This is a genomic window from Rosenbergiella sp. YN46 (assembly GCF_036620675.1).
Taxonomy (GTDB): Bacteria; Pseudomonadota; Gammaproteobacteria; order Enterobacterales; family Enterobacteriaceae; genus Jejubacter.
Genome location: NZ_JAZHEE010000003.1, coordinates 285,481 through 312,406, shown reverse-complemented (window position 1 = coordinate 312,406; position 26,926 = coordinate 285,481). Strand labels below are relative to the sequence as shown.

Below are 26,926 nucleotides of genomic sequence, written 5' to 3'. Positions count from 1 at the left end.
CCAGGCATCAAATTAAGGTATACCGGATTAAGCTCCGGTGGCAGTGTGGCCCGCCCCATGCGGGACCAGGGAACTGCCAGGCATCAAATAAAAGAAAAGGCCATCCGTAAGGATGGCTTTTTTTTATGTCTGTGGCCTGTCGGTGAGAAGCGCGCCAGGAACAGATGAAGAGCCCCGGTCACTGACCGGGGCTCTTTGCGTTTTTCTCCCTCTCCCTGCGGGAGAGGGCCGGGGTGAGGGCATCAGGCAGAGAAAGCTTCAAAGCTTCATGAAATCACGACTTAGCTTAAAGCAATGGGCTCCCCGGTATTCACATTCCCCCAAAATACCATACCCTAACCCCTGAGCTATCCTGAGTGATGGCTGATTTTTGGTATCGATAAGACATACGGTACGCGAAGGCGAGAGCGTCTCGTCGAGCCAGCGGTGAGCCGCCGTGGCCGCTTCCCGGGCAACGCCTTGTCCCTGCGCTGCTCGTGCAATAATCCATGCGGCTTCGGGAACGCCATCGAAATCGCATCCAAGGCCGCGATGAAAATCCGCGAGCCCCGTCTCCCCTAAAAACTGACCGTCTGATTTGCGAAAAATGGCAAAAAGACCATAGCCAAACGCCGACCAGTGTCCGATATAGCGCAATAGCCGGTTCCAGCCATCCTCAGGCGCAAGCGGCGGCGCACTGATAAATTCAAACAACGCTTTGTCGGTGAACATGGCGTACCATGCCTCGAAGTCGGCGATGGTGTGAGGGCGTAAGAGTAGCCTGTCCGTTTCGATTTGAACGGGGGGCGTTGTATGCATGCTATTTCCTTTTTGTCGTTAGGTATTGGTTGGGTCGGAAATTTCAATGTAATGGAAGAGAACTGCCTGGGCCAGAACGCGATTTTTGTTGCGCTGACGGTGCGGACATCCTGAAACATTTTCACCTTTCATATGCAGACTCGACATTCACGACAGAGCGGGTTATCTTCAGGCATCTGGATGTCTAAACGTTTAAACGTATGTAGTGAGGGTTATGTGCTATGCCGATCAGGGTGCCCGATGAGTTACCAGCCGTAAATTTCCTGCGTCAGGAGAATGTCTTTGTAATGACGAGCTCACGCGCCAGCGTGCAGGAGATCCGCCCGCTAAAAGTCCTGATCCTTAACCTTATGCCAAAGAAGATAGAAACGGAAAACCAGTTTCTGCGCCTGCTGTCCAACTCTTCGCTTCAACTGGATATTCAACTGTTGCGTATCGACAGCCGTGAGTCGCGCAATACCCCGGCAGAGCATCTGAATAACTTCTACTGCAACTTTGAGGATATCCAGGATCAGAACTTTGATGGCCTGATTGTGACCGGGGCGCCGCTGGGACTGGTTGAATTTGATGATGTCGCGTACTGGCCACAGATCACCCGGGTACTGAAGTGGGCCAGGGAGCATGTCACCTCAACGCTGTGTGTCTGTTGGGCGGTACAGGCCGCGCTCAATATCCTCTATGGTATTCCCAGGCAGACCCTCTCAACCAAGCTTTCCGGCGTATACGAACATCAAATCTTGCATCCCCATGCCTTGTTGACCCGGGGCTTTGATGACAGCTTCCTGGCGCCGCACTCCCGTTATGCTGCATTCCCGTCAGAAACCATTCGCGAACATACCGATCTGGAACTACTGGCGGAGTCCGACGCCGCCGGCGCCTATCTGTTTGCCAGCCGGGACAAGCGCATCGCCTTTGTCACCGGCCATCCTGAATATGATGCCGGAACCCTGGCGAACGAGTTCTTCCGCGATCGCGAAGCGGGACTTAACCCCCTGGTGCCTGAAAACTACTTCCCGAATGACGATCCCACCCGTACGCCGCGCGCCACCTGGCGCAGCCACGGCAATCTGCTGTTCTCCAACTGGCTGAACTATTACGTTTACCAGATAACGCCGTACGATTTACGGCATATGAATCCGACCCTGGAGTAAGCCGCTCCTGGAGTTATGTTAGGATGAAATGAAACCCGCGTTAAAGACGGGCATGGCACAACAGACGATCCCGGTCGGGAAGAGGAATGAGAGTGAGTAGTCAATCTGAGCAGTTACACCGGCAGTTAGCCGAACGAATTCTGGTGCTGGATGGGGGCATGGGCACCATGATCCAGAGCCATCGCCTGCAGGAAGCGGATTTTCGTGGTGAACGTTTTGCCGACTGGCCGTGTGACCTGAAAGGCAATAATGATCTGCTGTCCATCACCCGGCCGGATGTGATTACGGCTATTCACTACGCCTATCTGGAAGCGGGCGCCGACATTCTGGAAACCAATACCTTTAACGCCACCTCCATCGCGATGGCGGATTATCAGATGGAGTCACTGTCGGCGGAAATTAACCAGACGGCGGCAAAACTGGCGCGCGCCTGTGCCGATGAGTGGACGGCACGTACGCCGGAACGCCCGCGCTACGTGGCGGGAGTACTGGGGCCGACCAACCGCACGGCTTCTATCTCGCCGGACGTTAACGATCCCGCCTTCCGTAACATCACTTTTGATCAACTGGTGGATGCCTATCGGGAGTCGACCCGGGCCCTGATTGAAGGCGGCGTGGATCTCATACTGATCGAGACAATTTTCGATACACTGAACGCCAAAGCCGCCATTTTTGCGGTACAGGCTGAATTCGAAGCGCTCGGCGTTGAACTGCCGCTGATGATCTCTGGTACCATTACCGATGCCTCCGGACGCACGCTATCCGGGCAGACTACCGAAGCCTTTTATAACTCCCTGCGCCATGCCGGTGCGCTGTCGTTCGGGCTTAACTGTGCACTGGGGCCAGATGAGTTGCGCCAGTACGTGGCCGAACTCTCCCGGGTGGCAGAATGTTACGTCAGCGCCCACCCCAACGCCGGGCTGCCCAATGCCTTTGGTGAATACGATCTCGATGCTCAGATCATGGCCGAGCAGATCCGCGAATGGGCGGAGTCCGGTTTCCTGAATATTGTCGGCGGCTGCTGCGGCACTACGCCGGAGCATATCGCGGCTATGCGTCAGGCGGTGGATGGCATCGCCCCACGCCAGCTGCCCCGGCTACCGGTCGCCTGCCGCCTTTCTGGTCTTGAACCGCTCAATATTACCGACGACAGTCTGTTTGTGAACGTCGGCGAACGCACCAACGTTACCGGTTCGGCGCGCTTTAAGCGGTTGATTAAAGAAGAGCAGTATAACGAAGCGCTGGATGTGGCGCGCCAGCAGGTGGAAAACGGCGCCCAGATTATCGATATCAATATGGATGAGGGGATGCTTGACGCTGAAGCGGCGATGGTGCGTTTCCTCAATCTGATCGCCGGTGAGCCGGATATTGCCCGGGTTCCCGTTATGATCGACTCTTCCAAATGGGAGGTCATCGAAAAGGGGCTTAAGTGTATCCAGGGTAAAGGTATCGTGAACTCTATTTCGATGAAAGAGGGGGAAGAGGCGTTTATCCAGCATGCGAAGCTGGTACGTCGATACGGCGCCGCAGTGGTGGTGATGGCGTTCGACGAAGAGGGCCAGGCCGATACCCGGGCGCGTAAGATTGAGATCTGCCGCCGCGCATACCGCATACTGACCGAGCAGGTCGGCTTCCCGCCGGAAGATATTATCTTCGACCCCAATATCTTTGCCGTTGCCACCGGCATCGATGAACACAACAACTATGCGCTCGATTTTATTGGCGCCTGCGAGGATATCCGTCGTGAACTGCCTTATGCGCTGATCTCCGGAGGCGTGTCTAACGTTTCCTTCTCATTTCGCGGCAACGATCCGGTACGTGAAGCCATTCACGCGGTTTTCCTCTATTACGCTATTCGAAATGGCCTGCGTATGGGGATCGTTAACGCCGGGCAACTGGCGATTTATGACGACCTTCCTGGTGAGCTGCGCGATGCGGTGGAAGATGTAATTCTTAACCGCCGCAATGACGCCACCGAGCGTCTGCTGGAACTGGCGGAGAAATATCGCGGCGCTAAAAGCAGCGAGGCGGATAGCGTTCAGCAAGCCGAATGGCGCAGTTGGGATGTGGAAAAACGCCTTGAGTACGCGCTGGTGAAAGGGATTACCGAGTTCATCATCCCGGATACTGAAGAGGCCAGACAGCGGGCGAGTAAGCCTATCGAGGTTATCGAAGGTCCGCTGATGGACGGTATGAACGTAGTCGGCGATCTGTTCGGCGACGGCAAGATGTTCCTGCCTCAGGTAGTGAAGTCTGCGCGCGTCATGAAGCAGGCGGTGGCGTATCTGGAGCCCTATATCCAGGCCAGTAAAGAGAAGGGTAAAAGTAACGGTAAGATTGTGCTGGCGACCGTGAAAGGAGACGTTCACGATATCGGTAAAAACATCGTGGGAGTGGTGTTGCAGTGCAACAACTATGAAATTATCGATCTCGGGGTCATGGTGCCCTGTGAAAAGATTCTGAAGACCGCCCGGGAAGAGAATGCCGATATTATTGGTTTGTCCGGCCTGATTACCCCGTCGCTGGATGAAATGGTGCATGTCGCCAAAGAGATGGAGCGCCAGGGCTTCACGCTACCGCTACTGATTGGCGGCGCCACCACCTCGAAAGCTCATACGGCGGTGAAGATCGAACAGAACTACAGCGGGCCGACGGTGTATGTACAGAACGCCTCGCGCACGGTGGGGGTGGTCTCTTCGCTGCTGTCGGAAAGTCAGTATGACGACTTTGTGGCTCGAACCCGTAAAGAGTACGAAACGGTGCGCGCCCAGCATGCCCGCAAGAAGCCGCGTACACCGCCGGTGGCGCTGCATGCGGCCCGGGAAAACGATCTGGCTTTCGACTGGGAAAGTTACACGCCGCCCGTGCCCCATCGTCCCGGAGTACAGGAGGTGAGCGCCAGCATAGAAACCCTGCGTAATTACATCGACTGGACGCCTTTCTTCCTGACCTGGTCGCTGGCGGGCAAGTACCCGCGCATCCTGGAAGATGAGGTAGTCGGCGTTGAAGCGAAGCGCCTGTTTAACGATGCCAACGCGATGCTGGATCGCCTTAGCGCCGAAGGCTCCCTGACGCCGCGCGGCGTGTTCGGTCTGTTCCCGGCGAACCGGGTTGGTGACGACATCGAAATCTACCGCGATGAAAGCCGTACTCAGGTTCTGGCAGTCAGCCATCATTTGCGTCAGCAAACCGAAAAGGTCGGGTTTGCTAATTACTGCCTGGCGGATTTCGTGGCGCCGAAGCTGAGCGGCAAAGAAGACTACATCGGCGCTTTCGCCGTGACTGGCGGGCTGGAGGAGGACGCGCTGGCGGATGCTTTCGACGTTCAGCACGATGATTACAACAAGATCATGGTCAAAGCGGTGGCCGATCGTCTGGCTGAGGCCTTCGCTGAATATCTGCACGAGCGGGTGCGTAAGGTTTACTGGGGCTATGCCGCCACTGAAAACCTGAGCAATGAAGAGTTGATTCGCGAAAACTACCAGGGGATTCGCCCGGCACCAGGTTATCCAGCCTGTCCGGAACATACCGAAAAAGCGGCTATCTGGACGTTGTTGAATGCCGAAAAGCATACCGGAATGAAGCTGACGGAGTCCTTTGCCATGTGGCCCGGTGCTTCGGTGGCGGGCTGGTATTTCAGCCATCCGGCGAGCAAATACTTCGCCGTTGCGCAGATTCAGCGCGATCAGGTGGAAGATTACGCCAGGCGTAAGGGGATGAGCGTGGCGGAGGTGGAACGCTGGCTGGCCCCGAACCTGGGCTACGAGCCCAAATAAGTCGTTAAAACGCCATTTTTGTTTACATTCTGTTGGGCGCCGTTACGGCGCCCCCTCTCTTTTATCTTTTATACTCTACTACTTACTTCCATAAGGAAGTCCAGGGAAAACAAAAACGATAAGGAGACCTTGTGCTAACGCTTTTACACCTGCTTTCTGCCGTGGCCCTGCTGGTGTGGGGAACGCATATCGTGCGTACCGGCGTGATGCGCGTTTTTGGCGCGCGATTGCGTAGCGTACTAAGCAACAGCGTAGAAAAGAAACCGCTCGCCTTCTGCGCCGGTATTGGCGTGACCGCGCTGGTTCAGAGCAGCAACGCCACTACCATGCTGGTGACTTCATTCGTCGCCCAGGATCTGGTGGCGCTGACGCCGGCGCTGGTGATTGTGCTGGGCGCCGACGTGGGGACCGCGCTGATGGCGCGTATTCTGACCTTCGACCTCTCCTGGCTGTCGCCGCTGCTGATTTTCATTGGCGTTATCTTCTTCCTCAGCCGTAAACAGAGCAGGGCCGGGCAACTGGGCCGCGTCGGTATCGGTCTGGGGCTGATTCTGCTGGCGCTGGAGCTTATCGTTCAGGCGGTAACCCCTATTACCCAGGCTTCCGGCGTGAAGGTAATTTTCGCCTCCCTGACCGGCGATATTATGCTGGATGCGTTGATTGGAGCAGTCTTCGCCATTATCAGTTACTCCAGCCTGGCGGCGGTATTGCTGACCGCCACCCTGACCGCCACCGGTGTGATCGCCTTCGATGTGGCGCTTTGCCTGGTGATCGGCGCCAACCTGGGATCTGGTTTGCTGGCGATGATTAATAACGGTACGGCCAGCGCCGCCGCACGGCGAGTGGCCCTGGGCAGCCTGTTGTTCAAACTGATTGGCAGCCTGGTGGTGCTGCCATTCGTCCATCTGCTGGCGGACGGGATGCAGAAGTTACCGCTTTCAGAATCGGAGCTGGTTATCTACTTCCACGTTTTCTACAACCTGATCCGCTGTCTGGCGATGGTGCCCTTCGCGGAACCGATGGCGCGCTTCTGTCGGCGCATTATCAGCGAAGCGCCGGAGGTGGATACCCGTATGAAACCGAAGCACCTGGATCCCAGCGTGCTGGATACCCCGGCCCTGGGGCTGGCGAACGCCGCCCGGGAGGTGCTGCGAATGGGCGATGCCCTGGAGCAGATGCTGGAAGGCTGGAACAAGGTGATGCACGGCGAGGTGCGGGAAGAGAAAGCGCTGCGTAAGATGGCGGATGATGTGGATGTGCTGCATACCGCCATCAAACTCTATCTGGCGCGGATGCCTAAGGACGATCTGGCGGAAGGGGATTCCCGACGCTGGGCGGAGATTATCGAAACCTCCCTGAACCTGCAGCAGGCAGCCGATATTATCGAACGCATGGGTAGCGAAGTAGCGCATAAGTCGCTGGAGGCTCGCCGCGCTTTCTCGCCTGAAGGACTGGAAGAGCTGGATAACCTGCTTCAGCTGCTGCTGGCGAACCTGCGGCTGGCGCTGTCGGTTTTCTTTTCCGAAGATGTGGCCAGCGCTCGTCGTTTGCGGCGCAGTAAACACCGTTTCCGGATCATGAACCGTCGCTATGCGCATGCGCACGTGGATCGTCTGCATCAGCAGAACGTACAGAGCATTGAAACCAGCTCGCTACACTTGGGGCTGCTGGGGGATATGAAGCGCCTGAATTCGCTGTTTTGCGCCGTTGCCTACAGCGTGCTGGAACAGCCCGATGATGACGATGATGAAGCGCGTGACAGCTACTAATAAAACGGGCCCTTAGGGGCCCGTTGTCTGTGATGGATTATTGTTCGGTTAATTCCAGTTCGGCAATAACCGGAAGGTGATCGCTTGCGGAAGACCAGTTAAAGGATGGGCTGTTATGGGGCACTTCCAGGCTTTTTACGTTCCACTTCTGTCCCTTAAAGGTAAAAATATGATCGATATCGATAGCGGGGTTAATGGCGGGCCAGGAACGGGTATCGGCACCTTTTTGGTCAACCAGATTCCAGAAATATTCCAGTTCCCTGACGGGCTGCTCATTACGGGTTGAGTTGAAATCACCCGCCAGTATCTTGATTGAAGAAGCGATATCTTTAAAGTCGGATGGGGCATCGCCAATGGTAACGTCAAGGATATGACGAACCTGTTGCAGGCGAACTTCCGGATCCTTCTGCCAGTCCAGATGAGTCACCATCATAATGACGGGCGTTTCGAACCCCGGTTTCTCTATCTGAGCCAGCAAGACTACGCGCTGCTCGGCTTTCCCGGAAGCCAGTTTGATTGTCTGGGCGTGATGGATTTTGTATCTGGATAACAGCCCAACTCCATACTCACCGCCGTCAAAATCAAGCGCTTTGCCGAAGGCATAATAGAGATTATTGGCATCGGCAATGGCCTTTAGCTGATCGATTTTTTTACTTCTTCCCGTTTTATTATCCACTTCGGGAACGGCAATCACATCTGCATCTATTTTCCTGATGGCGGTATTTAAGGCGGTAAAATCAGAAACATCGTCAGATGCTTCATTCTTGCCAATATTGTAAGTCGCGACCTTGAGCGTTGGCTTGTTCTGCGTGTAGGCTTTATTGGGCACACCGCCTTTTTGTACCGTAAGAATTTCATTGCCTGCCAGGGGTTGGGCTGCGAACGCGGCTGAAGATAAAAGGCTCATCACCAGTAACGATAGGTATTTTTTCATAATTAAAATAAGTTGTTATTCAGTGGGATCGGGAAGCGATAGCGTACCCGCCATTTCAGGGAGATATTGTGAGTGGTATTGCACTCTTTTAACGCGGCGAAAATTAAGTGAGATGACAAGAGCGAGAGGGGCTGTACCCATACGAATATGGGCACAGGAAAAGAATGGATTCAGATGCGTTAACGACGCTTCTGTCGGTCTGCTTTCCGTACCGGTTTACCGGACCAGTAGCCCGCCAGTAGCGAGCCGGACAGGTTGTGCCAGACCGAAAACAGCGCACCCGGCAGCGCGGCAAGGGGTGAGAAATAAATTTTGCCCAGCGCGGCGGCCAGCCCGGAGTTCTGCATGCCTACCTCAATCGCCAGGGTACGGCAGGTGGACTCGTCGAAGCCGAACAGGCGTCCCCCCCAGTACCCGCCCAGCAGGCCGATCGCGTTATGCAGAATCACCGCCAGAATGACCACAGGCCCTACGGTGGCGATATTGGTAGCCGAACCTGCCACCACGGCGCTGATAATGGCCAGAATGCAGACCATCGAAAATGCGGGCAGTATCGACTCCAGGCGTTTTACCAGTCGCGGAAACAGATGATGTACCACCAGCCCCAGCCCAATAGGAATCACCACGATTTGCAGAATGCTGAACAGCATGCCCATAACATCCACCTGAATATTGGCATCCACATACAGCCGGGTCAGCAGCGGAGTGGCGAATACGCCCACCAGCGTGGAAATGGCTGAAATCGTTACTGAAAGCGCTACATCGCCTTTCGCCAGATAAATCATTACGTTAGAGGCGGTACCACTGGCAACGCTACCGACCAGCACCATACCGGCGGCAAGGTCTGGCGGCATATGAAACAGCATAGCCAGCAGCCAGGCGGCCAGCGGCATCAGCAGATAGTGCAGAAAAATACCGGCCGCCACCGGCGCCGGGCGCGACAGTACCCGACGAAAATCGTCCAGCTTCAGGTGTACGCCCATGCCGAACATAATCAGCATTAACAGCGGACTGACCCAGGGGCCGATAGGAATGAACGTGGCGGGCCTGGCGTAAGCCAGCACAGAGAGCAGCAGCGCCCAGAGCGGGAACAGCCGGGTTACGGTCGCGAGCATGGCGAGTATCCTTGCAAAGTTGTGTTGTGTCTTTGTGGTTATAAAAAAGCCGGGTCGTGCCCGGCTTCTCAGTATAATTTTTTTTCGCTTGCGGGAAATGCCTTATTCAACCGGATTCAGATTGACCTGGAATCCGCCTTCCGGACGATTGCGCCAGCAGGTATTTAGCCCGTGCAGGCGTGCGATGCGTTTCACAATGGATAGCCCCAGGCCGCTGCCGTTTTCCTGCGAGCCGGGAGGGCGGAAGAAGCGTTCTCCCAGACGCGACAGATGGCTGGGCATAACGCCGGGGCCGTTGTCCGTCACGCTGACGCCGTTGTGGCGCAGGATTATTTCCACCGTACCCTGTTCCGGGGTGTAGCGCAGGGCGTTGTTGACCAGATTGGCGAGCAGCATTTTCAGCAGCAGCCGGTTGCCTTTAATGGGCTGCGGCGGCGATTCGACGATAGCGCTCAACGCAATCGCCTTACGCTGCGCCACCGGCAGGGATTCGGCGACCACTTCGTCCGCCAGCTCTCGCCAGTCGAGATGCGTGGCGTCGTTCATCAACGAGGAAGTCGCGTCCAGCCTGGAGAGTGCCAGCAGCTGATCGACCAGTCGGGAGGTTCTGTCGATCCCGACGATCAGGTTATTCAGCGCCCGATCCCGGGTGGTGCGATCTTCTTCCGCCAGTAGCGCCACTTCGCTTTGAATACGCAGGGCCGTCAGCGGGCTACGCAGTTCGTGGGCGGCATCGGCGGTGAATTGTCGCTCGTGCTCCAGCATGCCGCTGACGCGGACAAATAACGCATTCAGGGCGCTAACCAGCGGGCGCGCCTCCCTGGGGACACCGTTCTCTTCCAGCGGCGTGGCATCGTCAGGGCTACGGTCAGTGAGTATCTGAGCGGTCTGGCGCAGTGACATCAGCTCGCGACGGACGATCCACACCGTTAGCGCCATCATCAGCGGCAGCCCCAGTAGCCAGGGCCAGAGCTGGCCGGTGACGATGGCGCTGACCAGATCGTCGCGGTAATCACGCTCCTGGCCGACGGCGATGGTGTAGCGTTCGTCCGGCGTGGTGGTGTAGAGAATACGCCACTCTTCGTCATCATCGCCTTCCAGCCGCTTATTGATAAAGCCGCTGCGTTTGCTGTAGCCAAAATCATTGCCGTGGTCGTTATCGCTAAGCAGCAGTTCGCCGCGTTCGTTGAAGATCGCGAATCCCAGGGCGTCGTCGTCCTGATCGCCGGCATCGCCGTCGCCAATCAGATTACGAGTTTTAGGCAGGGAGCGATCGGGAACTTCATCGACGGTCAGTTCACTCAGATTGGCCGACGCCAGCCGCTTGGCGAACAGCAACTGCTGGGTATCGAATACTTCGTCGATGGCCGAGCGGGTCTGAATCCAGGCGGCTATGCTGGCGGCGCCCCAAATTAGCGAGGCGATGAGCAGAATATAAATCAGCAGGCGGCTGCTCAGGCTAAGATTCTTCATGCATCGTTCCCCAGATAGTAGCCCAGACCACGCTCGGTGCGAATAAAGTCATTGCCGAGTTTGCGACGCAGGTGGTGGATATGCACTTCAATGGCGTTGCTGCCTACTTCGTGCTCCCAGCTATAGAGCTTTTCTTCCAGCAATTGACGCGACATCACGCGCTTTTTGTTTAGCAGCAACAGCTCCAGTAGGGCCTGTTCCCGTACGGTGAGGACGATAGGCTCGCCGTGGCTGGTGGCGATGCGGGTATGGGGATCGAAAGTGACATGGCGATGGGTCAGCAGTGGCGTGCTGCGGGCATGGCTGCGGCGGATCAGCGCGTGTAGTCGTGCCACCAGTTCCGACAGCGCAAAGGGCTTGCCCATATAGTCGTCGGCACCGGCGTTAAGCCCCTGAAGCCGCTGTTCCAGGGCATCGCGGGCGGTGAGAATCAGCACCGGCGTATCCAGATGCTGGCGGCGCCACCAGCTCAGAATATCCATACCGTCGATGCCAGGAAGCCCCAGATCGAGCACTACCGCATCGAAAGGGGCCCGGAGCAATGCCTGTTTTCCTTGCTCCCCTTCATAAAACCAGTCTACACAGAAGCCGCATTGTTCCAGCCCGTTTTTAATTCCGTCGCCGATCAGGCGATCGTCTTCCAGCAATAATATTCTCATTCCATGACCTGATGTTTCGTCGTGGTACCCAGCGATGAGGCGCCTTTCCCGGTAACATATTGATAACGTTAACCGTTGCCGGTACCTGAATTCAATATATTAAGCCATTAACAGGATTAAAAAGGGGTTGTCTTAAGAGACACTTAAGATGCGGCCGGACAGGGCGCCCGGCCGCAGGCGATTATTCGAACAGATTGCTGTGCAGTTTTTCCACCGCGTGATTGGCTTCGCTGCCCGGCACCAGGAAGCAGAGGTTATGGCTGGATGCACCGTAGCAGATCATCCGGATGTTGAACGGTTCCAGTACGCCGAACACCTCTTTGCCGACGCCGACGGAGCGGCAGAGTTGGTTGCCGATCAGGGCGATGAGCGCCAGATCCTCTTCCACTTCTACCCGGCACAGTGAAGAGAGCTCGGTCAGCAGCGCGGAGGTCAGCAGGGTATCACCGGTCGAGGTGGAGCCGGTGGTATCCAGTGTCAGCGCCACGCTCACCTCAGAGGTGGTGATGAGATCCACCGAGATGCTGTGGCGCGCCAGAATGCTGAATACTTCGGCCAGGAAACCGCGGGAGTGCAGCATATTCAGGCTGTGCAGCGTCAGCAGCGTCTGGCTGCGGCGCAGCGCCAGGGCGCGGAACAGCGGCGGCGTGTCAGTTTTATTACAGACCAGGGTGCCGCCCGCTTTGGAATCCTTGCTGGAGCCGACAAACACGGGAATATCGTGGCGCACTGCCGGTAGCAGGGTAGACGGATGGAGCACTTTGGCGCCGAACGTCGCCATTTCAGCCGCCTCTTCAAAAGAGATTTTATCGATGCGTTTTGCCGTCGGTACGATACGTGGATCTGTGGTGTAGATCCCGGGTACATCGGTCCAGATATCGACGCGATGGGCCTGTAAAGCTTCGCCCAACAGGGCGGCGGTATAGTCGCTTCCGCCGCGGCCCAGCGTGGTGGTTCGCCCCTTTGACTCGCTGCCGATAAAACCCTGGGTGACGATGAGCGATTTTGCCAGGCGTGGGGCCAACTGTTGCTGGGTCAGTTCGGCCAGCGCGGCTACGTCCGGCTCAGCGCGGCCAAAGCGCTCGCTGGTGCGCATCACTTTGCGTACATCAAACCATTGGGCGTCCACGCCGCGTTCACGCAGAATTTCAACGAAAAGCAGAGTGGACATTAGCTCGCCGTGACTAACCAGTTCGTCGGTCAATGCAGGTGATGTGGCCAGAGAAGCGGCTTCGGCCAGAGTGGTAATATTTTCCAGCAGCCGGTCTATCTCTTCGCGGATTACATTCGGCTGGCGCAGACGTTCCAGGATATCGAACTGGATTTTACGAATGGCGTCGAGCTTGACGAAGCGCTCGGTTGCCTCCAGTCCTTCCGCCAGAGCCACCAGCAGGTTGGTGACACCCGCAGAGGCGGAAAGCACGACAACCCTTGCCTGGCTGTCGGAAAGGACCACGTCAATGCTGCGGTTCATGGCGTCAAAGTCGGCGACGCTGGTGCCGCCGAATTTGGCGACCACGATGGGAACTTCTTGAGTCATAAATACCTCGTGTCAGGGAAGCGAAATCTGTAAACCCAGGTCACAAGGGGAGCGGAAAACGGGGCAGACGTAGAGACGTGGCGTGGTCAAAACTACGGTTCACCCAGAAGCCCTCCACCTTGCGAAGCAGCCGGTAGGATGCTTCGGGGTGACAACCCAGGGGATTCAGCCCCTGTAGTCGAAAGCCAACGCTGCCGGACGCGGGCTCCCTCGGCGTCGCACCCCCTCCTGTATCTTCCCCGGATCGGCTCCTCGGATACATTACCTGGGCGACGCACCTCTTCTGGCGCTTACGCAATATCGCGTAAGTAGCGGTTTAGATTTAACCTGTTACGCCTGGTCTGTCAATGTCCGGAATTTGAAGATATTTCAGCATTTGCAGATGCGAGCGCGGCTTTCCCGTTACTGGCGCCGTTTCCGCTGCCGGGTTGCTCCACCAGCGCGATAAGCGTGCAGGGCAACGGCGGCGAACTTTTACCGTTAAGCGGCATGGGGCTGCCATCTTCACGCAGGGCGAAGAGCGGGATAATGCCGCGATGTTTTTCCAGATACTCCAGCCAGCCGAAGTTAGCGTTAAGGCGAGTCGCTTTCACTACCGCGCCTTTAGAGAGCAGGCTGCTCAGGCGACTCCAGGTGACCTCCTCGCTAAACAGCCGTTCGTTGCGGCGAAAGCGCGCGCTTTCGCTACTGCTGCTGCGCCCCTTCAACGTTGAACCGGAACGAATAGCCCATACCCGCTCGTCGCCAAACAGATGGCTGAAGTGGTAGACCGCCAGGGCGTTCTGGTGGCGGTTGGGCGACAGCGCCAGCACCTGGGCGGTGCCGCTTAGATCGAGATAGTTTTCCGCATGTTCGGACCAGGCGTTGCCGTAATAGGCCGATAGCCCTTCCATACGGGCCTGGCGGTAATATTCCCAACTGTTATCGGTGACCAGCACCGGGATATTCTGTTTGATGAGCGCCTTCGCCAGGGTGCGGGCGACGGCGTTAGCGCCGATGATCATTACGCCTTTAGGCTTGCTCTGCTGCACCCGCAGCAGTCGCGCCAGCCAGGCGCTGGTCAGGCTTTGCAGAACCACGGTTCCGATGATGATGGCGAACACCACCGTCACCAGGCGATCCGCGCCCTGATAGCCATTGCGTTGCAGGGTCAACGCAAACAGAGACCCTACCGCGGCGGCAACGATGCCGCGTGGCGCTATCCAGCACAGCAGCGCCCGATCCCGCCAGGAGAGGGCGGAGCCGGGCGTTGACGCCATAATGCACAGCGGTCGGGCGATAAACTGCACCACCAGCAACAGTCCCAGCAGTGGCCAGCCCATCTCTTTGATTGCCAGCAGATCCAGTCGCGAAGCGAGGATCACGAACAGCGCCGAGATCAACAGGGCGGATAACTCTTCTTTAAACGCCAGAATATCGCTGATATCCAGATCGCGCATATTGGCAAGCCAGATGCCCATCACCGTTACCGCCAGTAACCCTGATTCATCCGCCAGCGCATTAGAGATGCCGAAGGTGAGCAGAACAATCGCCAGCACGCCGAAGTTTTGCAGGTAACCCGGTATCCACACGCGCTTCAGGGCGACGCCCAGCATCCAGCCGAAGAGGGCTCCGGCGGTCAGGCCCACTCCCACCGTCCAGGCCAGGGTACCCGGCAGGTGTAGCAGCGAACCCGCCTGCTGGCGCAGGGTGATGAATTCAAACACCAGCAGGGTAAAGATGGCGCCGACGGGGTCTATCACAATTCCCTCCCAGCGCAGCACCTGATTAATGGCGGCATTCGGGCGTACTACCCGCATCAGTGGTGCAATAACGGTAGGGCCGGTTACGACGGTAACGGCGCCCACCAGCGCCGCCAGCTCCGGCGGCAGACCTAAAATCCACCAGCAGGCCAGACCCACGACGCTGAAAGTCACCAGCATGCCGATGCTGACCAGATTACGCACCACGCCTCCCAGACCGCGGATCTCATCGAAGCGCAGGGTGAGCGCGCCTTCAAACAGGATGATGGCGACCGAAAGCGAAACCAGCGGAAATAGCAGATCGCCGAACAGGCTATCTGGCTGCAGCACGTGGCTCGCCGGGCCAAGCAGAATCCCCATAACCAGCAACGGCAGTATGGCGGGCAGCCTTGTCAGCCATGCCAGCCACTGTGCAGCCAGTGATGCGATAGCGATGATCACCAGCAAAAGCGGTGCAGATAGTTCCATAAATTGACTCTTCCTCAGGAGGGACCTTTTTAAAAATAGCCGATTGCGGCGCAATCACGGCGGGCAAGTATAGTTGGGCTGCATGACGAAAAACACCTGTCGGTTTTATGGCATAAAATCATCACAATTCGCTGAAGCAGGCGCTACAATTGACCCCAGTCACAATTCTCAAATCAGAAGAGTATTGCTATGAAAAACATCAATCCTACGCAGACTGCCGCCTGGAAGGCGCTGGAACAGCACTTTAATGAGATGAAAGAGGTCGAAATTAGCGAACTTTTCGCTAAGGATTCAGACCGTTTTAGCCAGTTTTCAGCGACCTTCGATGACCTGATGCTGGTGGACTATTCCAAAAACCGCATTACCAAAGAGACCCTGAACAAACTGCTGGCTCTGGCCGAAGAAACCGACCTGGCAGGCGCGATTAAATCGATGTTTGCCGGTGAGAAGATCAATCGCACTGAAGATCGCGCCGTGCTGCATGTGGCGCTGCGTAACCGGAGCAATACCCCGATTCTGGTAGACGGCAAAGACGTGATGCCGGAAGTGAACGCGGTACTGGAGAAGATGAAGAAATTCTCCGAAGCCGTGATCGGCGGTGAGTGGAAAGGCTATACCGGCAAGGCGATCACCGATGTGGTCAACATCGGTATCGGCGGTTCCGACCTTGGCCCCTATATGGTGACCGAGGCGCTGCGCCCCTATAAAAATCACCTGAACATGCACTTCGTCTCTAACGTCGACGGCACCCACATTGCCGAAGTGCTGAAGAGCGTCACCCCGGAAACTACGCTGTTCCTGGTGGCCTCCAAAACTTTCACCACCCAGGAAACCATGACCAACGCCCACAGCGCGCGCGACTGGTTCCTGAAGAGTGCGGGCGACGAAAAGCATGTGGCGAAACACTTTGCAGCGCTGTCGACCAATGCGAAAGCGGTTGGTGAATTTGGCATCGATACCGCCAATATGTTCGAATTCTGGGACTGGGTCGGCGGCCGCTACTCTCTGTGGTCTGCTATCGGTTTGTCGATAGTGCTTTCCGTTGGTTATGACAACTTCGTACAGCTGCTTTCCGGCGCGCACGCTATGGATAAGCACTTCTCCACCACGCCTGCCGAGAAAAACCTGCCGGTGCTGCTGGCGCTGATCGGTATCTGGTACAACAACTTCTTTGGCACCGAAACGGAAGCGATTCTGCCTTATGACCAGTATATGCATAGGTTCGCTGCTTACTTCCAGCAGGGCAATATGGAATCCAATGGTAAGTACGTTGACCGTACCGGTAAGCCGGTGGATTACCAGACCGGGCCGATTATCTGGGGCGAACCGGGCACCAATGGCCAGCATGCTTTCTACCAGCTGATTCACCAGGGCACCAAGCTGGTTCCCTGTGACTTTATCGCACCGGCCATCAGCCACAATCCGCTTTCGGATCATCATCCGAAGCTGCTTTCTAACTTCTTCGCTCAGACCGAAGCGCTGGCCTTTGGCAAATCGCGCGAAGTGGTCGAGCAAGAATTCCGTGACCAGGGCAAGGATCCGGCTCAACTGGAGCATGTAGTCCCGTTCAAAGTGTTTGAAGGTAACCGTCCGACCAACTCCATCCTGGTACGTGAAATTACGCCGTTCAGCCTGGGGGCGCTGATCGCGCTCTATGAGCATAAGATCTTCACTCAGGGGGCGATTCTCAATATCTTCACCTTTGACCAGTGGGGAGTGGAGCTTGGCAAACAGCTGGCTAACCGCATTCTGCCCGAACTGTCCGACGGCAGTGAGGTGAGCAGTCATGATAGCTCCACTAATGGCCTGATTAACCGCTATAAAGCATGGCGTAGTTAATAGCCCATTAAGGACGGTCTTAATAGAACCGTCAGACCTGGAATACCCCAGGGGATATATTTTAATTATGCCGGCTGTGCGCCGGCATTTTTTATCGGAGAAATCCAGTTGTTTGCATATATAAGGAGAAGTTGCTCTCTCAGGTTAATCCTAAAATCACTAAAGGCCGGATGGTTATTCCGGTTTATTTCCCGAGGTTTCGGCTTTGCTATAACCTTTTGTTTCTATCTATGATGTTGATTTTAAATGGATTATTATAATATATATAATTGTATTATCTATATTTCCGCTATTAATCCTAAAACCTTCTCGTTATTTCCCACAGCCGGAAACAGTTCCCGCTTATTGTGTATACTCGGGAACGCCTGAAATCTTTTTCAGGTAAATCTCCATTCATTCAATGAAGGGAAATTGTTATGAAGAAAGTCCTTTATGGCGCAATGGCCGTACTGGCGCTGGCGTCTGCTGGCACCGCTACCGCTGGTCCTTTGACCAGCGGCGAAGCGGCTGGCACCGCCGCGAACTCTGCCTCCGTGGGGAGTTCAACAGCGACAGGATCCAGCGCAGTAGGGTCTGTGGTCGGGACTGCGCTTGCCGCAGTTGGGGGAAGTGATGGCGCCAATACCGGCACTACCACCACGACCTCAACCTCCACAACCACTACGACCAGCACCACCCCTTAGTAATTTTTACTGAGGTTTTAACCATAACCACACTGCGGTGTGGTTATTTTGAATTCGGGGAAATGTCGTGCAGCGACTTGCTATTGTGATGATGTGCCTGTTTCTGCAGGCCTGTTCTAACACCTCTCCTGTTTCGTCACTCTGGAACCGATTTTTTGGCACTGATGGCGTACAACTCAGCGACGATGAGATCCAGAACATGCCCTATGCCAGCCAGTATGTCCGGCTGAATGACGGGCCTCAGATCTTTGTGGTTCTGGCATTTTCAGAAAACGGGCAACACAAATGGGTAACCCAGGATCATGCGACTCTGGTGACGCAGCACGACCGTCTGGTGAAAACCGTAGGTCTGGGCGACAACCTGCTGGAAGTCACTAACCTGCAGCAGGACCCGCTGACTAAAGCGAATCAGATTGTCGATGGTGCAACCTGGACACGGCAGGCCAGCTGGACGGAACACCAGCAGATTCGCAACGCCACGCTGCGCTCCACCTTCCACTGGGACGGCAAGGATTCACTGGAAGTCGGCAGCGATGTCACGCCGGTACGCGTCCTGGATGAAAAGGTGAGCTCCGAGGCCGGCAGCTGGCATAACCGTTACTGGGTGGATGAAGAGGGCTATATCCGTAAAACGAAGCAGTACCTCGGCCCTGGATACTACCCGATTACCACCATTCTGTTGAAGGCGGCGAAATAATGACAACAAAGCTAATCCTCGCTTCGCTGATACTGACCTTTGCCGGTGGCGCCTGTGCCGCTGGCACCATTACCGTCTATCCCGGGAATTCAGCAGATCCGTTAACTGTGAGCGGCGCCGAACGTCTTGCCGATCTGGTGACCCAGCCCGCCCTGGCGCACAGCTGGTGGCCGGGCACTGTGATTAGCGAACCTCAGTCAACGGCGGTTGCCGAACAGCAGCATCAGAAGCTGCTGGCGCGTCTGGCGGCGCTCGCCACCGAGCGCGGCGGCGATGAAGGCGCGGCGATTAACGGCCTGCGCACCCAGCTTCAGGCTATCCGGGTCACCGGACGCCAGCTGGTTAATCTCGATCCGGATCGGGTGCGGGTGAACCCTGAAAGTAATCCGCCGCTGCAAGGAGAGTATTCGCTATGGGTCGGCCAGAAGCCCACCACCGTGACGGTGATGGGGTTGGTGAGCGCTCCAGGTAAGAAGACTTTCGCACCGGGACGTTCGGTTGCTGAGTATCTTGATGATGAAAGTACGCTCAGTGGCGGCGATCGCAGCTATGCCTGGGTGGTCTATCCCGATGGTAAAACGGTGAAGGCACCGGTGGCTTACTGGAACAAGCGCCACGTCGAGCCTATGCCTGGCAGCATCATCTTCGTCGGTTTTGCCGATCATATGTTCTCTTCCGCCTGGGACGGCCTGAATGAGCAGATTCTCCACTCTCTGACCCATCGGATACCGGATTGATGAAGAAACGTTATCTCTATATACCCGTCGTACTTCAGGCTGCTGGTGCGTTGGCTGCATTCGCTCGCCCCGCTCACATAGTACGGCTATGCTCCCGGGGATTCGCGAACTTGCCGCCTTCCCGCAACCTGAATTACTTAGGGTATAGTTTACTGGCGCTGGCTGTTTCTTCCGCCTGTCAGGCGGAGAGCTACCCGGCGCCCATCGGCCCCTCCCAGTCTGACTTCGGCGGCGTGGGCCTGTTACAGACGCCTACCGCGCGCATGGCGCGCGACGGAGAGTTCAGCCTTAATTATCGCGATAATGACCAGTACCGCTTCTATTCGGCTTCGGTGCAGTTAATGCCCTGGCTGGAAACCACGCTGCGCTATACCGACGTTCGTACCCGTAAGTACAGTGATGTGGAGTCTTTCTCTGGCGATCAGACTTATAAAGATAAGTCGTTCGACGTGAAACTGCGGCTGTGGGAAGAAGGTTACTGGACACCGCAGGTGGCCGTTGGGATACGCGACCTTGGCGGTACCGGTCTGTTCGACAGCGAATATCTGGTGGCGAGCAAGGCGTGGGGGCCTTTCGATTTCTCGCTGGGGATCGGCTGGGGCTATCTGGGAACCGCCGGCAACGTTACCAACCCGTTCTGTAGCTACAGCGATAAATATTGCTATCGTGATAACAGCAACAAGAAAGCAGGTTCGTTTGACTTCGGCGATATGTTCCACGGCCCTGCGTCGATCTTCGGCGGTATCGAATATCAAACCCCCTGGCAGCCGTTGCGTCTGAAGCTGGAATATGAAGGCAACGACTACAGCGGTGATTACGCCGGACGGCTCGAACAGCGTAGCAATTTTAACGTTGGCGCCATCTATCGGGTAACCGACTGGGCCGATGTGAACCTCAGCTATGAGCGCGGCAACACCTTTATGTTCGGTTTTACGCTGCGAACCAATTTTAACGATCTCAAACCGCACTACGCCGATAACCGTAAACCGGAATACCGGCCCGAGCCTCAGGATAAGATCCTGCAGCACAGCGTGGTGGGCAATCAGCTGACCCAGCTGAAATATAATGCCGGTCTGACCAACCCGCAGATCCAGACAAAAGGGGATACTCTTTATGTTACCGGCGATCAGGTGAAATACCGGGATTCGCGTGAGGGGATCGATCGCGCTAACCGTATTGTCATGAACGATTTGCCGGAAGGGATTAATAAGATCCGCGTCACCGAAAGCCGGGTCGCCATGCCGCAGGTGACGACCGAAACGGACGTCGACAGCCTGCGCCGCCACCTGGAAGGAGAGCCTCTGGGTCATGAAACCCCGCTGGCTCAACGCCGGGTAGATCCGGTGGTGCCGGAAAGCACCGAGCAGGGCTGGTATCTGGAAAAACCGCGCTTTAGCTATTCGATCGATCCGGTTCTGAGTCAGTCCTTCGGCGGTGCGGAAAGCTTCTATATGTACCAGTTGGGTATCAGGGGATCCGCCGATCTGTGGCTCACCGATCACCTGCTGACCAGCGGAAGTCTGTTCGCCAATATCAAAAACAACTATGACAAGTTTAACTACACCAGGCCGCCGAGCGATACGCATCTGCCGCGGGTGCGTACTCACGTACGTGAATATGTTCAGAATGATGTCTATGTGAACGATCTGCAGGCTAACTACTTCCAGTATCTGGGTAAAGGCTGGTACGGACAGGCCTATGCCGGTTATCTGGAAACCATGTTTGGCGGCGCGGGCGCCGAGGTGCTGTACCGTCCGCTCGACAGTAACTGGGCGGTGGGACTGAATGCCAACTATGTGAAGCAGCGTGACTGGCGCAGCTCTCAGGATATGATGAAGTTTACCGACTACAGCGTTAAGACCGGCCACCTGACCGCTTACTGGACGCCGCCGTTTGTCGATGGCGTACTGGTTAAGGCAAGCGTAGGTCAGTACCTCGCGGGGGATAAAGGGGGAACCCTGGATATCTCTAAACACTTCGACAGCGGCATCGTGGTGGGCGGCTATGCCACTATCACCAATGCCTCGTCTGAAGAGTACGGGGAAGGGGAGTTCACCAAAGGGGTCTACGTTTCCGTTCCTCTGGATCTCTTCTCGTCAGGGGCGACCCGTAGTCGCGCGCTGGTGGGCTGGCAACCGCTTACCCGCGACGGTGGCCAGATGCTGGGCCGCAAGTTCGAACTTTACAGTATGACCAGCGACCGCAATATCAACTTCCGATAAGCGTTCAGACTATCGCAACCGCCTCCCGTTAGGGGGGCGGTTTTTTTTTGCGGGTACAAGGTGTGAAAACCACGTTAAATAAAGTAGATCTAGATCACGCTTTTATCTTATAAAGGAGCCAGTATCCTGATATGAATAAGGGGAATAATATGCCGTTGCCATCTCGTTCTCCGGCGGAGTGGGTCGCTTATGGGTTGCAGGCGGTACTGAATCTGGGGTTACTGAGCCTTGGACTGATTCTGATGGTGTTTCTGGGAAAGGAGACGCTGCATCTGACCTGGGTGCTGTTTATTAACAGCGAGCAGGTGACCAAATATCAACTGGTGGAAGGGCTGCTGGTCTGGTTCCTCTATTTTGAGTTTATCGCGCTGATCGTGAAGTACTTTCAGTCCGGTTACCACTTTCCGCTGCGTTACTTCGTCTACATTGGCGTTACTGCTATCGTGCGACTCATTATTATCGCTCACGAAACGCCCGAAGAGGTGCTGGTTTATTCTGCCGCCATTCTGTTGCTGGTCATTGCGCTGTGGCTTTGTAATACCCGTCTCCTGAAACGCGAGTAATCGACCTCCTCCGGAGGCGTTTTTCTTTGTTAAACTTTGTTTGGGTGTTGCACTTTTGTTGCTATTAAGATCGCGGTCGCGCGCTTTGCCCCACACGGGCTGCGGGTTCTGCGTTACAATGCTGTCATAATTTTTTCCGGAGAAGGTGTTATGTTCCATCCCGCGCTGACGCAGCTGCGCGAGCTCCGCTATTTTCAGGATCTTCCTGCCCTGAATCACGCATTAAGCGACTGGTTGTTGCTGGAAGATTCTATGACCAAACGCTTTGAACAATACTGCCATAAGGTCAGCGTAGAGATACTACGCGAAGCGTTTGTCAATGCCGGGGAACTGATGCCCGAAGAAGCTGCGCTGCTGCCGGATGAAGAGCGTTTCTGGCTGCGTGAGATTGTACTGTGTGGCGATGGTGAACCCTGGCTTGTTGGTCGAACGCTGGTGCCGCAGTCTACGCTGAATGGCCCCGAGCTGGCGCTGCGCCAGCTCGGCACCACTCCACTGGGGCGTTACCTGTTTGCGTCATCGGCCCTGACGCGCGATTTTATTGAAACCGGGCGTAGCGCAGAGCTGTGGGGGCGCCGTTCCCGCCTTCGGCTCTCAGGAAAACCTCTGCTGTTGACCGAGCTTTTTCTTCCGGCGTCGCCGCTGTATCGAGAGGAATAAAAATGGAGTGGACTCTGAAGCAGAATAAGCTGCTGGCGTACCATCGCCTGATGCGCACTGATAAACCCATAGGCGCACTGTTGCTGCTCTGGCCGACGCTGTGGGCATTGTGGATGGCCACACCGGGTACGCCGCCGTTAACGATACTGTTGGTCTTTGTGGCGGGCGTCTGGCTGATGCGCGCCGCAGGTTGCGTGGTGAATGACTACGCCGACCGTAAGTTTGATGGCCACGTGAAGCGTACCGCGAATCGTCCGCTGCCCAGCGGCGCGGTAAGCGAAAAAGAGGCTCGCATTTTGTTCGGGGTGCTGGTGCTACTCTCTTTCCTGCTGGTGCTGACCCTGAATACCATGACGATTCTGCTGTCGGTGGCCGGACTGGCGCTGGCATGGGTTTATCCCTTTATGAAACGCTACACTCATTTACCTCAGGTGGTGCTGGGAGCCGCCTTCGGCTGGGCAATACCGATGGCTTTCGCTGCGGTCAGCGAAAGCGTGCCGCTCTCCTGTTGGCTGATGTTCCTGGCGAATATCCTGTGGGCTGTAGCCTACGACACCGAATACGCCATGGTGGATCGCGATGACGATTTGAAGATCGGCGTGAAGTCGACGGCGATTCTGTTTGGTCGCTTTGACAAACTGATCATCGGCCTGTTGCAGCTTGGCGTGGTGGCGATTATGGCGCTGCTTGGCGTGCTGAATGGCCTTGGCGCTTTGTGGTATGCCTCGATTGCCGTCGCTGGCGGACTGTTTGTCTGGCAGCAGAAGATGATTGCGAAGCGCGAGCGGGATGCCTGCTTCCGGGCCTTTATGAACAACAACTATGTTGGTCTGGCGCTGTTTATCGGTCTGGTGCTGAGCTATCTGCACTTCTGATACTCTGAATGGATAAAAAAAGCCGGTCAGTGTAGCTGACCGGCTTTTTTCGTTTTACGGAATACTTACTCCACCTGCTCCGGCGTTTCTTCTTTCATCTCGATGCCATTTTGTGAGGTGGCGCTCTCAATGGTCAGACGCACATCGGAGGTCAGCAGTTCGGCCAGCAGCTGGTAGACCTGTAACGCCCGTTCTGATTCGGCGTCGCCGCTGTCGCTGATATAGCCTTCATCGCGCAGCGTCAGCACCAGCGTGGAGAAGACAGCCTTATCAAAGAACTCCGGCGCGTTGATACCATGCAGAACCGACAGGCGCTGCGCCAGGGTGCGGCTCTCTTTTTCCAGAGTGCCGCGGTTAATGTCCGGATTGGCGCCCAGCAGCCAGAAGGTGATGGCATAGCGCTGGATAGTTTCGCGCACACCTGCCGCCAGCAGTTGCAGAGTGCGGGAACGCAGCGGGTTCACCTGCACTGTATCGCCGTTAATCAGGATCAGCCCCTGGCGCTGCAGTTCGGCCAGCAGTGCGTCGATTTCTGCGGGAAGCGCCTCTTTTTCCCAGCGCAGAAACAGCTCAGATTTCAGCATTGGATAGAGCAGCATCACCTGCTCCTGTAGCGCATCACGGGTCAGATGACGGCGCTGGGCGATCATCATCGCCAGCAGTGACGGCAGCACCAGCATATGCATCAGGTTGTTGCGATAATAGGTCATCAGCACTGCCTGCTCGCGCGGCAGGATGATGATGTCGCCGATGGTATCTTTTTCCACCTCGAACTTATTCATCTGCAGCGCGTGGTCGATCAGATCATCGGCAGTGACCTTCGGTGCGGTGGCGTCCGGCGAATAAGGAACGTTGCGCAGAATATCCAGATAGCAGTTCAACTGCTCCGTTAGCTGCTCGCGGGTCAGGGAACGCTGACGCGACGCCAGCAGCGCGGTACAGCACAGGTTCATGGCGTTTGCCGCGCCGGCGTTGTTGATGCGCACCATCAGATCCGCGGCAATGGCGTTGACCGACGGCGTGAGCCAGGCCGGGCGTACCGCTTCGATAGGGTCTATATCGTCACGCCATTCCGGTACGTTCTGGTTCAGCCAGTTGTTGAGTGGAATTGGCTCGCCGAAGTTTACGTAACCCTGGCCCAGGTTACGCAGCTTGCTTAAACCGCGCACCATCTGGGTAAAGCTTTCTTTCTCTTTGGTGGCGCCACGCAGTTCTTTCGCGTACGTTCCCACTTCCATGACGTGCTCGTAGCCAATGTAGATAGGAACCAGCGTAATGGGGCGGGTGCCGCCGCGCAGCATCGCCTGAATGGTCATCGACAGCGTGCCGGTTTTGGGATCCAGCAGTCGGCCGGTACGCGAACGCCCGCCTTCCACAAAGTACTCTACCGAATAACCGCGACTGAACAACTCGCCCAGATATTCACGGAACACCGTGGAATAGAGCTTATTGCCGCGGAAGGTACGGCGAATGAAGAAGGCGCCCAGGCGGCGGAAAATCGGGCCTGCCGGCCAGAAGTTAAGATTGATGCCAGCGGCGATATGTGGCGGCACCAGGCCCTGATGATAGAGCACGTAAGAGAGTAGCAGGTAGTCCATGTGGCTGCGGTGACAGGGCACGTAGACCAGCTCATGACCCTCGTGCGCCAACTGGCGAATTCGCTCGGCGTTGTGGACGTTAATGCCCTGGTAGAGCCGGTTCCAGGTGAAGCCCAGCACGCGATCGGTTGCGCGGATGGCTTCGTAAGAGAAGTTAGCCGCGATCTCTTCCATTAGCGCCACCGCATTCTGCTGGGCTTTCTCATGGGAGATCTTTTTGGTGCGCGCTTCGTCTTCCACCGCGCGGGCGATAGCCTTGGAGGAGAGCAACTTATTAAACAGATCCTGGCGAGCGGGCAGACGCGGCCCTACGGCAGCCAGACGCAGCCGCGAGAAGTGCATTCTGGCGATGCGTAGCAGCTTCTGGGCGATACGCTTGTCAGTGCCGTGTTCGGTAGCCATACGGCGCAGCGAAACCGGCGGAGAGAAACGCACAAAGCTGTCACGGCCAAGCCAGATGACCGCGAAGAACTTTTGAATGCCATTCAGATTACGCAGCGGCGGGTTGGCTTCCCCTTTCTCTTTGCCTGGCGAGCGGCCAAACATCACAGAGACAGGTACCATCTGCACATCAAGATTCGGATTGCTGCGGTGTAGATCCAGATAGTTATGGAATAGCTTAATGGACTCTTCTTTGGGGGTGTAGTAGGTGAAGACTCGAGGCCCGTCATGGGCGAACACGTAGCGCGGCAGGACGACGCCGTCCATTTCCAGCGGCTCCAGCGGGTCTGGCAGATCGTGGGCCAGACAGCTGGCGCGCAGCGTCAGTAAGTCCGCCTTCGAGTTATAGGGCAGAACGTACATAATAGGACGCGAAGTATCCAGGCCAAGTTCGGCACAGGGATCTGCCGGAATTGACTTGCTTTTTACCAGGATACTTAATGGTAAATTAAGGAGCTTGTATAAAAATCGGGACCAGCCTGACATAAACGATGTAAAGCCTCTGGTTAATCATGCAAATGCACCGCCAGAATACCAGAAACGGCACGGAATTTCTGCGGCACTACTATTCATCGAAGCGCTCTGGCGTTGACGCTGATTTTCGTCATACTGCCAGCGGCATTCGGTCTGGCTTTGTAAAACGGCCCGGGGGCACCCTTGCCGCGTTGATGTAACTGAACTATTTAGAGTGTATTTTTTGAAAAGGTTTCCATTACATGGCGAATAATACCACTGGTTTTACCCGTATCATTAAAGCTGCCGGCTATTCCTGGAAAGGTCTTAGCGCAGCGTGGCGTAACGAAGCGGCCTTCCGCCAGGAAGGGGTCGCTGCGGTTATCGCCATTATTGCGGCCTGCTGGCTGGACGTAGACGCCATCACGCGCGTACTGCTGATTGGCTCCGTCATGCTGGTCATGATCGTCGAAATTCTAAATAGCGCAATTGAAGCCGTCGTCGATCGCATCGGCAGCGAATATCACGAGCTTTCTGGTCGCGCTAAAGATATGGGGTCTGCCGCAGTGTTGCTGGCGATTATCGTCGCGATATTCACCTGGGTCACGCTACTCTGGCCGTATTTGCGGTAAAGCTTCAGGAAACGGAGAAAACGCTGATTTTTTACCGTGTTGTGGTTCCAAAATCGCCTTCTGCTGTATATACTCACAGCATAACTGTATATACACCCAGG

20 protein-coding genes and 1 riboswitch are annotated in these 26,926 nt (G+C 56.0%); of the genes, 12 read left to right on the top strand and 8 right to left on the bottom strand.

From position 1 onward, the window contains the following. Positions 1–258: 258 nt before the first annotated feature. Positions 259–798 carry a GNAT family N-acetyltransferase gene (locus tag V3W49_RS04775; RefSeq protein WP_500144002.1) on the bottom strand — a complete coding sequence of 180 codons (540 nt, stop codon included), beginning with the start codon at positions 796–798 and terminating at the stop codon, positions 259–261. A 221-nt stretch (positions 799–1,019) separates the two neighbouring features. On the opposite strand from V3W49_RS04775, the gene metA reads away from it, so the two are divergent. The 3 genes from metA (at position 1,020) to V3W49_RS04760 (ending at position 7,494) form a co-directional block, all read left to right on the top strand. Next, positions 1,020–1,949: a homoserine O-succinyltransferase MetA gene (gene metA / locus V3W49_RS04770; protein WP_500144001.1), complete on the top strand. Its 930-nt coding sequence runs from the start codon at positions 1,020–1,022 to the stop codon at positions 1,947–1,949. A gap of 92 nt (positions 1,950–2,041) precedes the next feature. After that, positions 2,042–5,725, top strand: a complete 3,684-nt coding sequence (gene metH, locus V3W49_RS04765; protein WP_500144000.1) for a methionine synthase — start codon at positions 2,042–2,044, stop codon at positions 5,723–5,725. A gap of 131 nt (positions 5,726–5,856) precedes the next feature. Then, positions 5,857–7,494, top strand: coding sequence for a Na/Pi cotransporter family protein (locus tag V3W49_RS04760; RefSeq protein ID WP_500143999.1), 1,638 nt, complete (start codon positions 5,857–5,859; stop codon positions 7,492–7,494). Between the two features lie 37 nt (positions 7,495–7,531). On the opposite strand, the gene V3W49_RS04755 is transcribed toward V3W49_RS04760, so the two are convergent. From V3W49_RS04755 to V3W49_RS04730, 6 genes are all read right to left on the bottom strand, one after another. Beyond that, the gene (locus V3W49_RS04755) at positions 7,532–8,428 is read right to left on the bottom strand and encodes an endonuclease/exonuclease/phosphatase family protein (protein ID WP_500143998.1); all 897 of its coding nucleotides are present in this window, start codon (positions 8,426–8,428) and stop codon (positions 7,532–7,534) included. Between the two features lie 179 nt (positions 8,429–8,607). Continuing rightward, the gene (gene panS, locus V3W49_RS04750; RefSeq protein WP_500143997.1) at positions 8,608–9,543 is read right to left on the bottom strand and encodes a ketopantoate/pantoate/pantothenate transporter PanS; all 936 of its coding nucleotides are present in this window, start codon (positions 9,541–9,543) and stop codon (positions 8,608–8,610) included. A gap of 102 nt (positions 9,544–9,645) precedes the next feature. Beyond that, positions 9,646–11,016 (bottom strand): quorum sensing histidine kinase QseC, encoded by a 1,371-nt coding sequence (qseC, locus tag V3W49_RS04745; RefSeq protein WP_500143995.1) that lies wholly within the window; start codon positions 11,014–11,016, stop codon positions 9,646–9,648. Then, positions 11,013–11,675: a response regulator gene (locus V3W49_RS04740; protein WP_500143994.1), complete on the bottom strand. Its 663-nt coding sequence runs from the start codon at positions 11,673–11,675 to the stop codon at positions 11,013–11,015. The genes qseC and V3W49_RS04740 overlap by 4 nt, the downstream gene beginning before the upstream one ends. 181 nt (positions 11,676–11,856) lie before the next feature. Next, positions 11,857–13,215, bottom strand: a complete 1,359-nt coding sequence (gene lysC, locus V3W49_RS04735; protein ID WP_500143993.1) for a lysine-sensitive aspartokinase 3 — start codon at positions 13,213–13,215, stop codon at positions 11,857–11,859. 99 nt (positions 13,216–13,314) lie between these two features. After that, positions 13,315–13,506: riboswitch (Lysine riboswitch) on the bottom strand. A gap of 53 nt (positions 13,507–13,559) precedes the next feature. After that, entirely contained in the window at positions 13,560–15,425 is a 1,866-nt protein-coding gene (locus V3W49_RS04730) for a cation:proton antiporter (RefSeq protein ID WP_500143992.1), read from the bottom strand. Positions 15,426–15,614: 189 nt separating this feature from the next. Here V3W49_RS04730 and pgi point away from each other — a divergent pair, with 189 nt between their 5' ends. From pgi to ubiA, 8 genes are all read left to right on the top strand, one after another. Then, entirely contained in the window at positions 15,615–17,264 is a 1,650-nt protein-coding gene (gene pgi, locus V3W49_RS04725; protein ID WP_500143991.1) for a glucose-6-phosphate isomerase, read from the top strand. A 416-nt stretch (positions 17,265–17,680) separates the two neighbouring features. Further along, a complete protein-coding gene (gene yjbE / locus V3W49_RS04720; RefSeq protein WP_500143989.1) occupies positions 17,681–17,947 on the top strand; it encodes an exopolysaccharide production protein YjbE in 267 nt (88 codons plus the stop codon). Positions 17,948–18,035: 88 nt separating this feature from the next. Beyond that, on the top strand, positions 18,036–18,644 hold the full coding sequence (locus V3W49_RS04715; protein ID WP_500144024.1) for a YjbF family lipoprotein: 609 nt from the start codon (positions 18,036–18,038) through the stop codon (positions 18,642–18,644). Next, entirely contained in the window at positions 18,644–19,381 is a 738-nt protein-coding gene (locus tag V3W49_RS04710) for a capsule biosynthesis GfcC family protein (RefSeq protein ID WP_500143988.1), read from the top strand. Before V3W49_RS04715 ends, V3W49_RS04710 begins: the two co-directional genes overlap by 1 nt. Beyond that, positions 19,381–21,603, top strand: a complete 2,223-nt coding sequence (locus V3W49_RS04705; protein WP_500143987.1) for a YjbH domain-containing protein — start codon at positions 19,381–19,383, stop codon at positions 21,601–21,603. Before V3W49_RS04710 ends, V3W49_RS04705 begins: the two co-directional genes overlap by 1 nt. A gap of 149 nt (positions 21,604–21,752) precedes the next feature. Continuing rightward, the gene (gene psiE, locus V3W49_RS04700) at positions 21,753–22,166 is read left to right on the top strand and encodes a phosphate-starvation-inducible protein PsiE (RefSeq protein ID WP_500144023.1); all 414 of its coding nucleotides are present in this window, start codon (positions 21,753–21,755) and stop codon (positions 22,164–22,166) included. A 150-nt stretch (positions 22,167–22,316) separates the two neighbouring features. Further along, positions 22,317–22,826 carry a chorismate lyase gene (gene ubiC / locus V3W49_RS04695; RefSeq protein WP_500143986.1) on the top strand — a complete coding sequence of 170 codons (510 nt, stop codon included), beginning with the start codon at positions 22,317–22,319 and terminating at the stop codon, positions 22,824–22,826. A gap of 2 nt (positions 22,827–22,828) precedes the next feature. Next, positions 22,829–23,701, top strand: a complete 873-nt coding sequence (ubiA, locus tag V3W49_RS04690; RefSeq protein ID WP_500143985.1) for a 4-hydroxybenzoate octaprenyltransferase — start codon at positions 22,829–22,831, stop codon at positions 23,699–23,701. Between the two features lie 65 nt (positions 23,702–23,766). Here the strand turns inward: ubiA and plsB are convergent, their stop codons facing one another. Further along, positions 23,767–26,226, bottom strand: a complete 2,460-nt coding sequence (plsB, locus tag V3W49_RS04685) for a glycerol-3-phosphate 1-O-acyltransferase PlsB (protein WP_500143983.1) — start codon at positions 26,224–26,226, stop codon at positions 23,767–23,769. A 230-nt stretch (positions 26,227–26,456) separates the two neighbouring features. On the opposite strand from plsB, the gene V3W49_RS04680 reads away from it, so the two are divergent. Then, on the top strand, positions 26,457–26,825 hold the full coding sequence (locus V3W49_RS04680) for a diacylglycerol kinase (RefSeq protein WP_500143981.1): 369 nt from the start codon (positions 26,457–26,459) through the stop codon (positions 26,823–26,825). Positions 26,826–26,926: the final 101 nt, after the last annotated feature.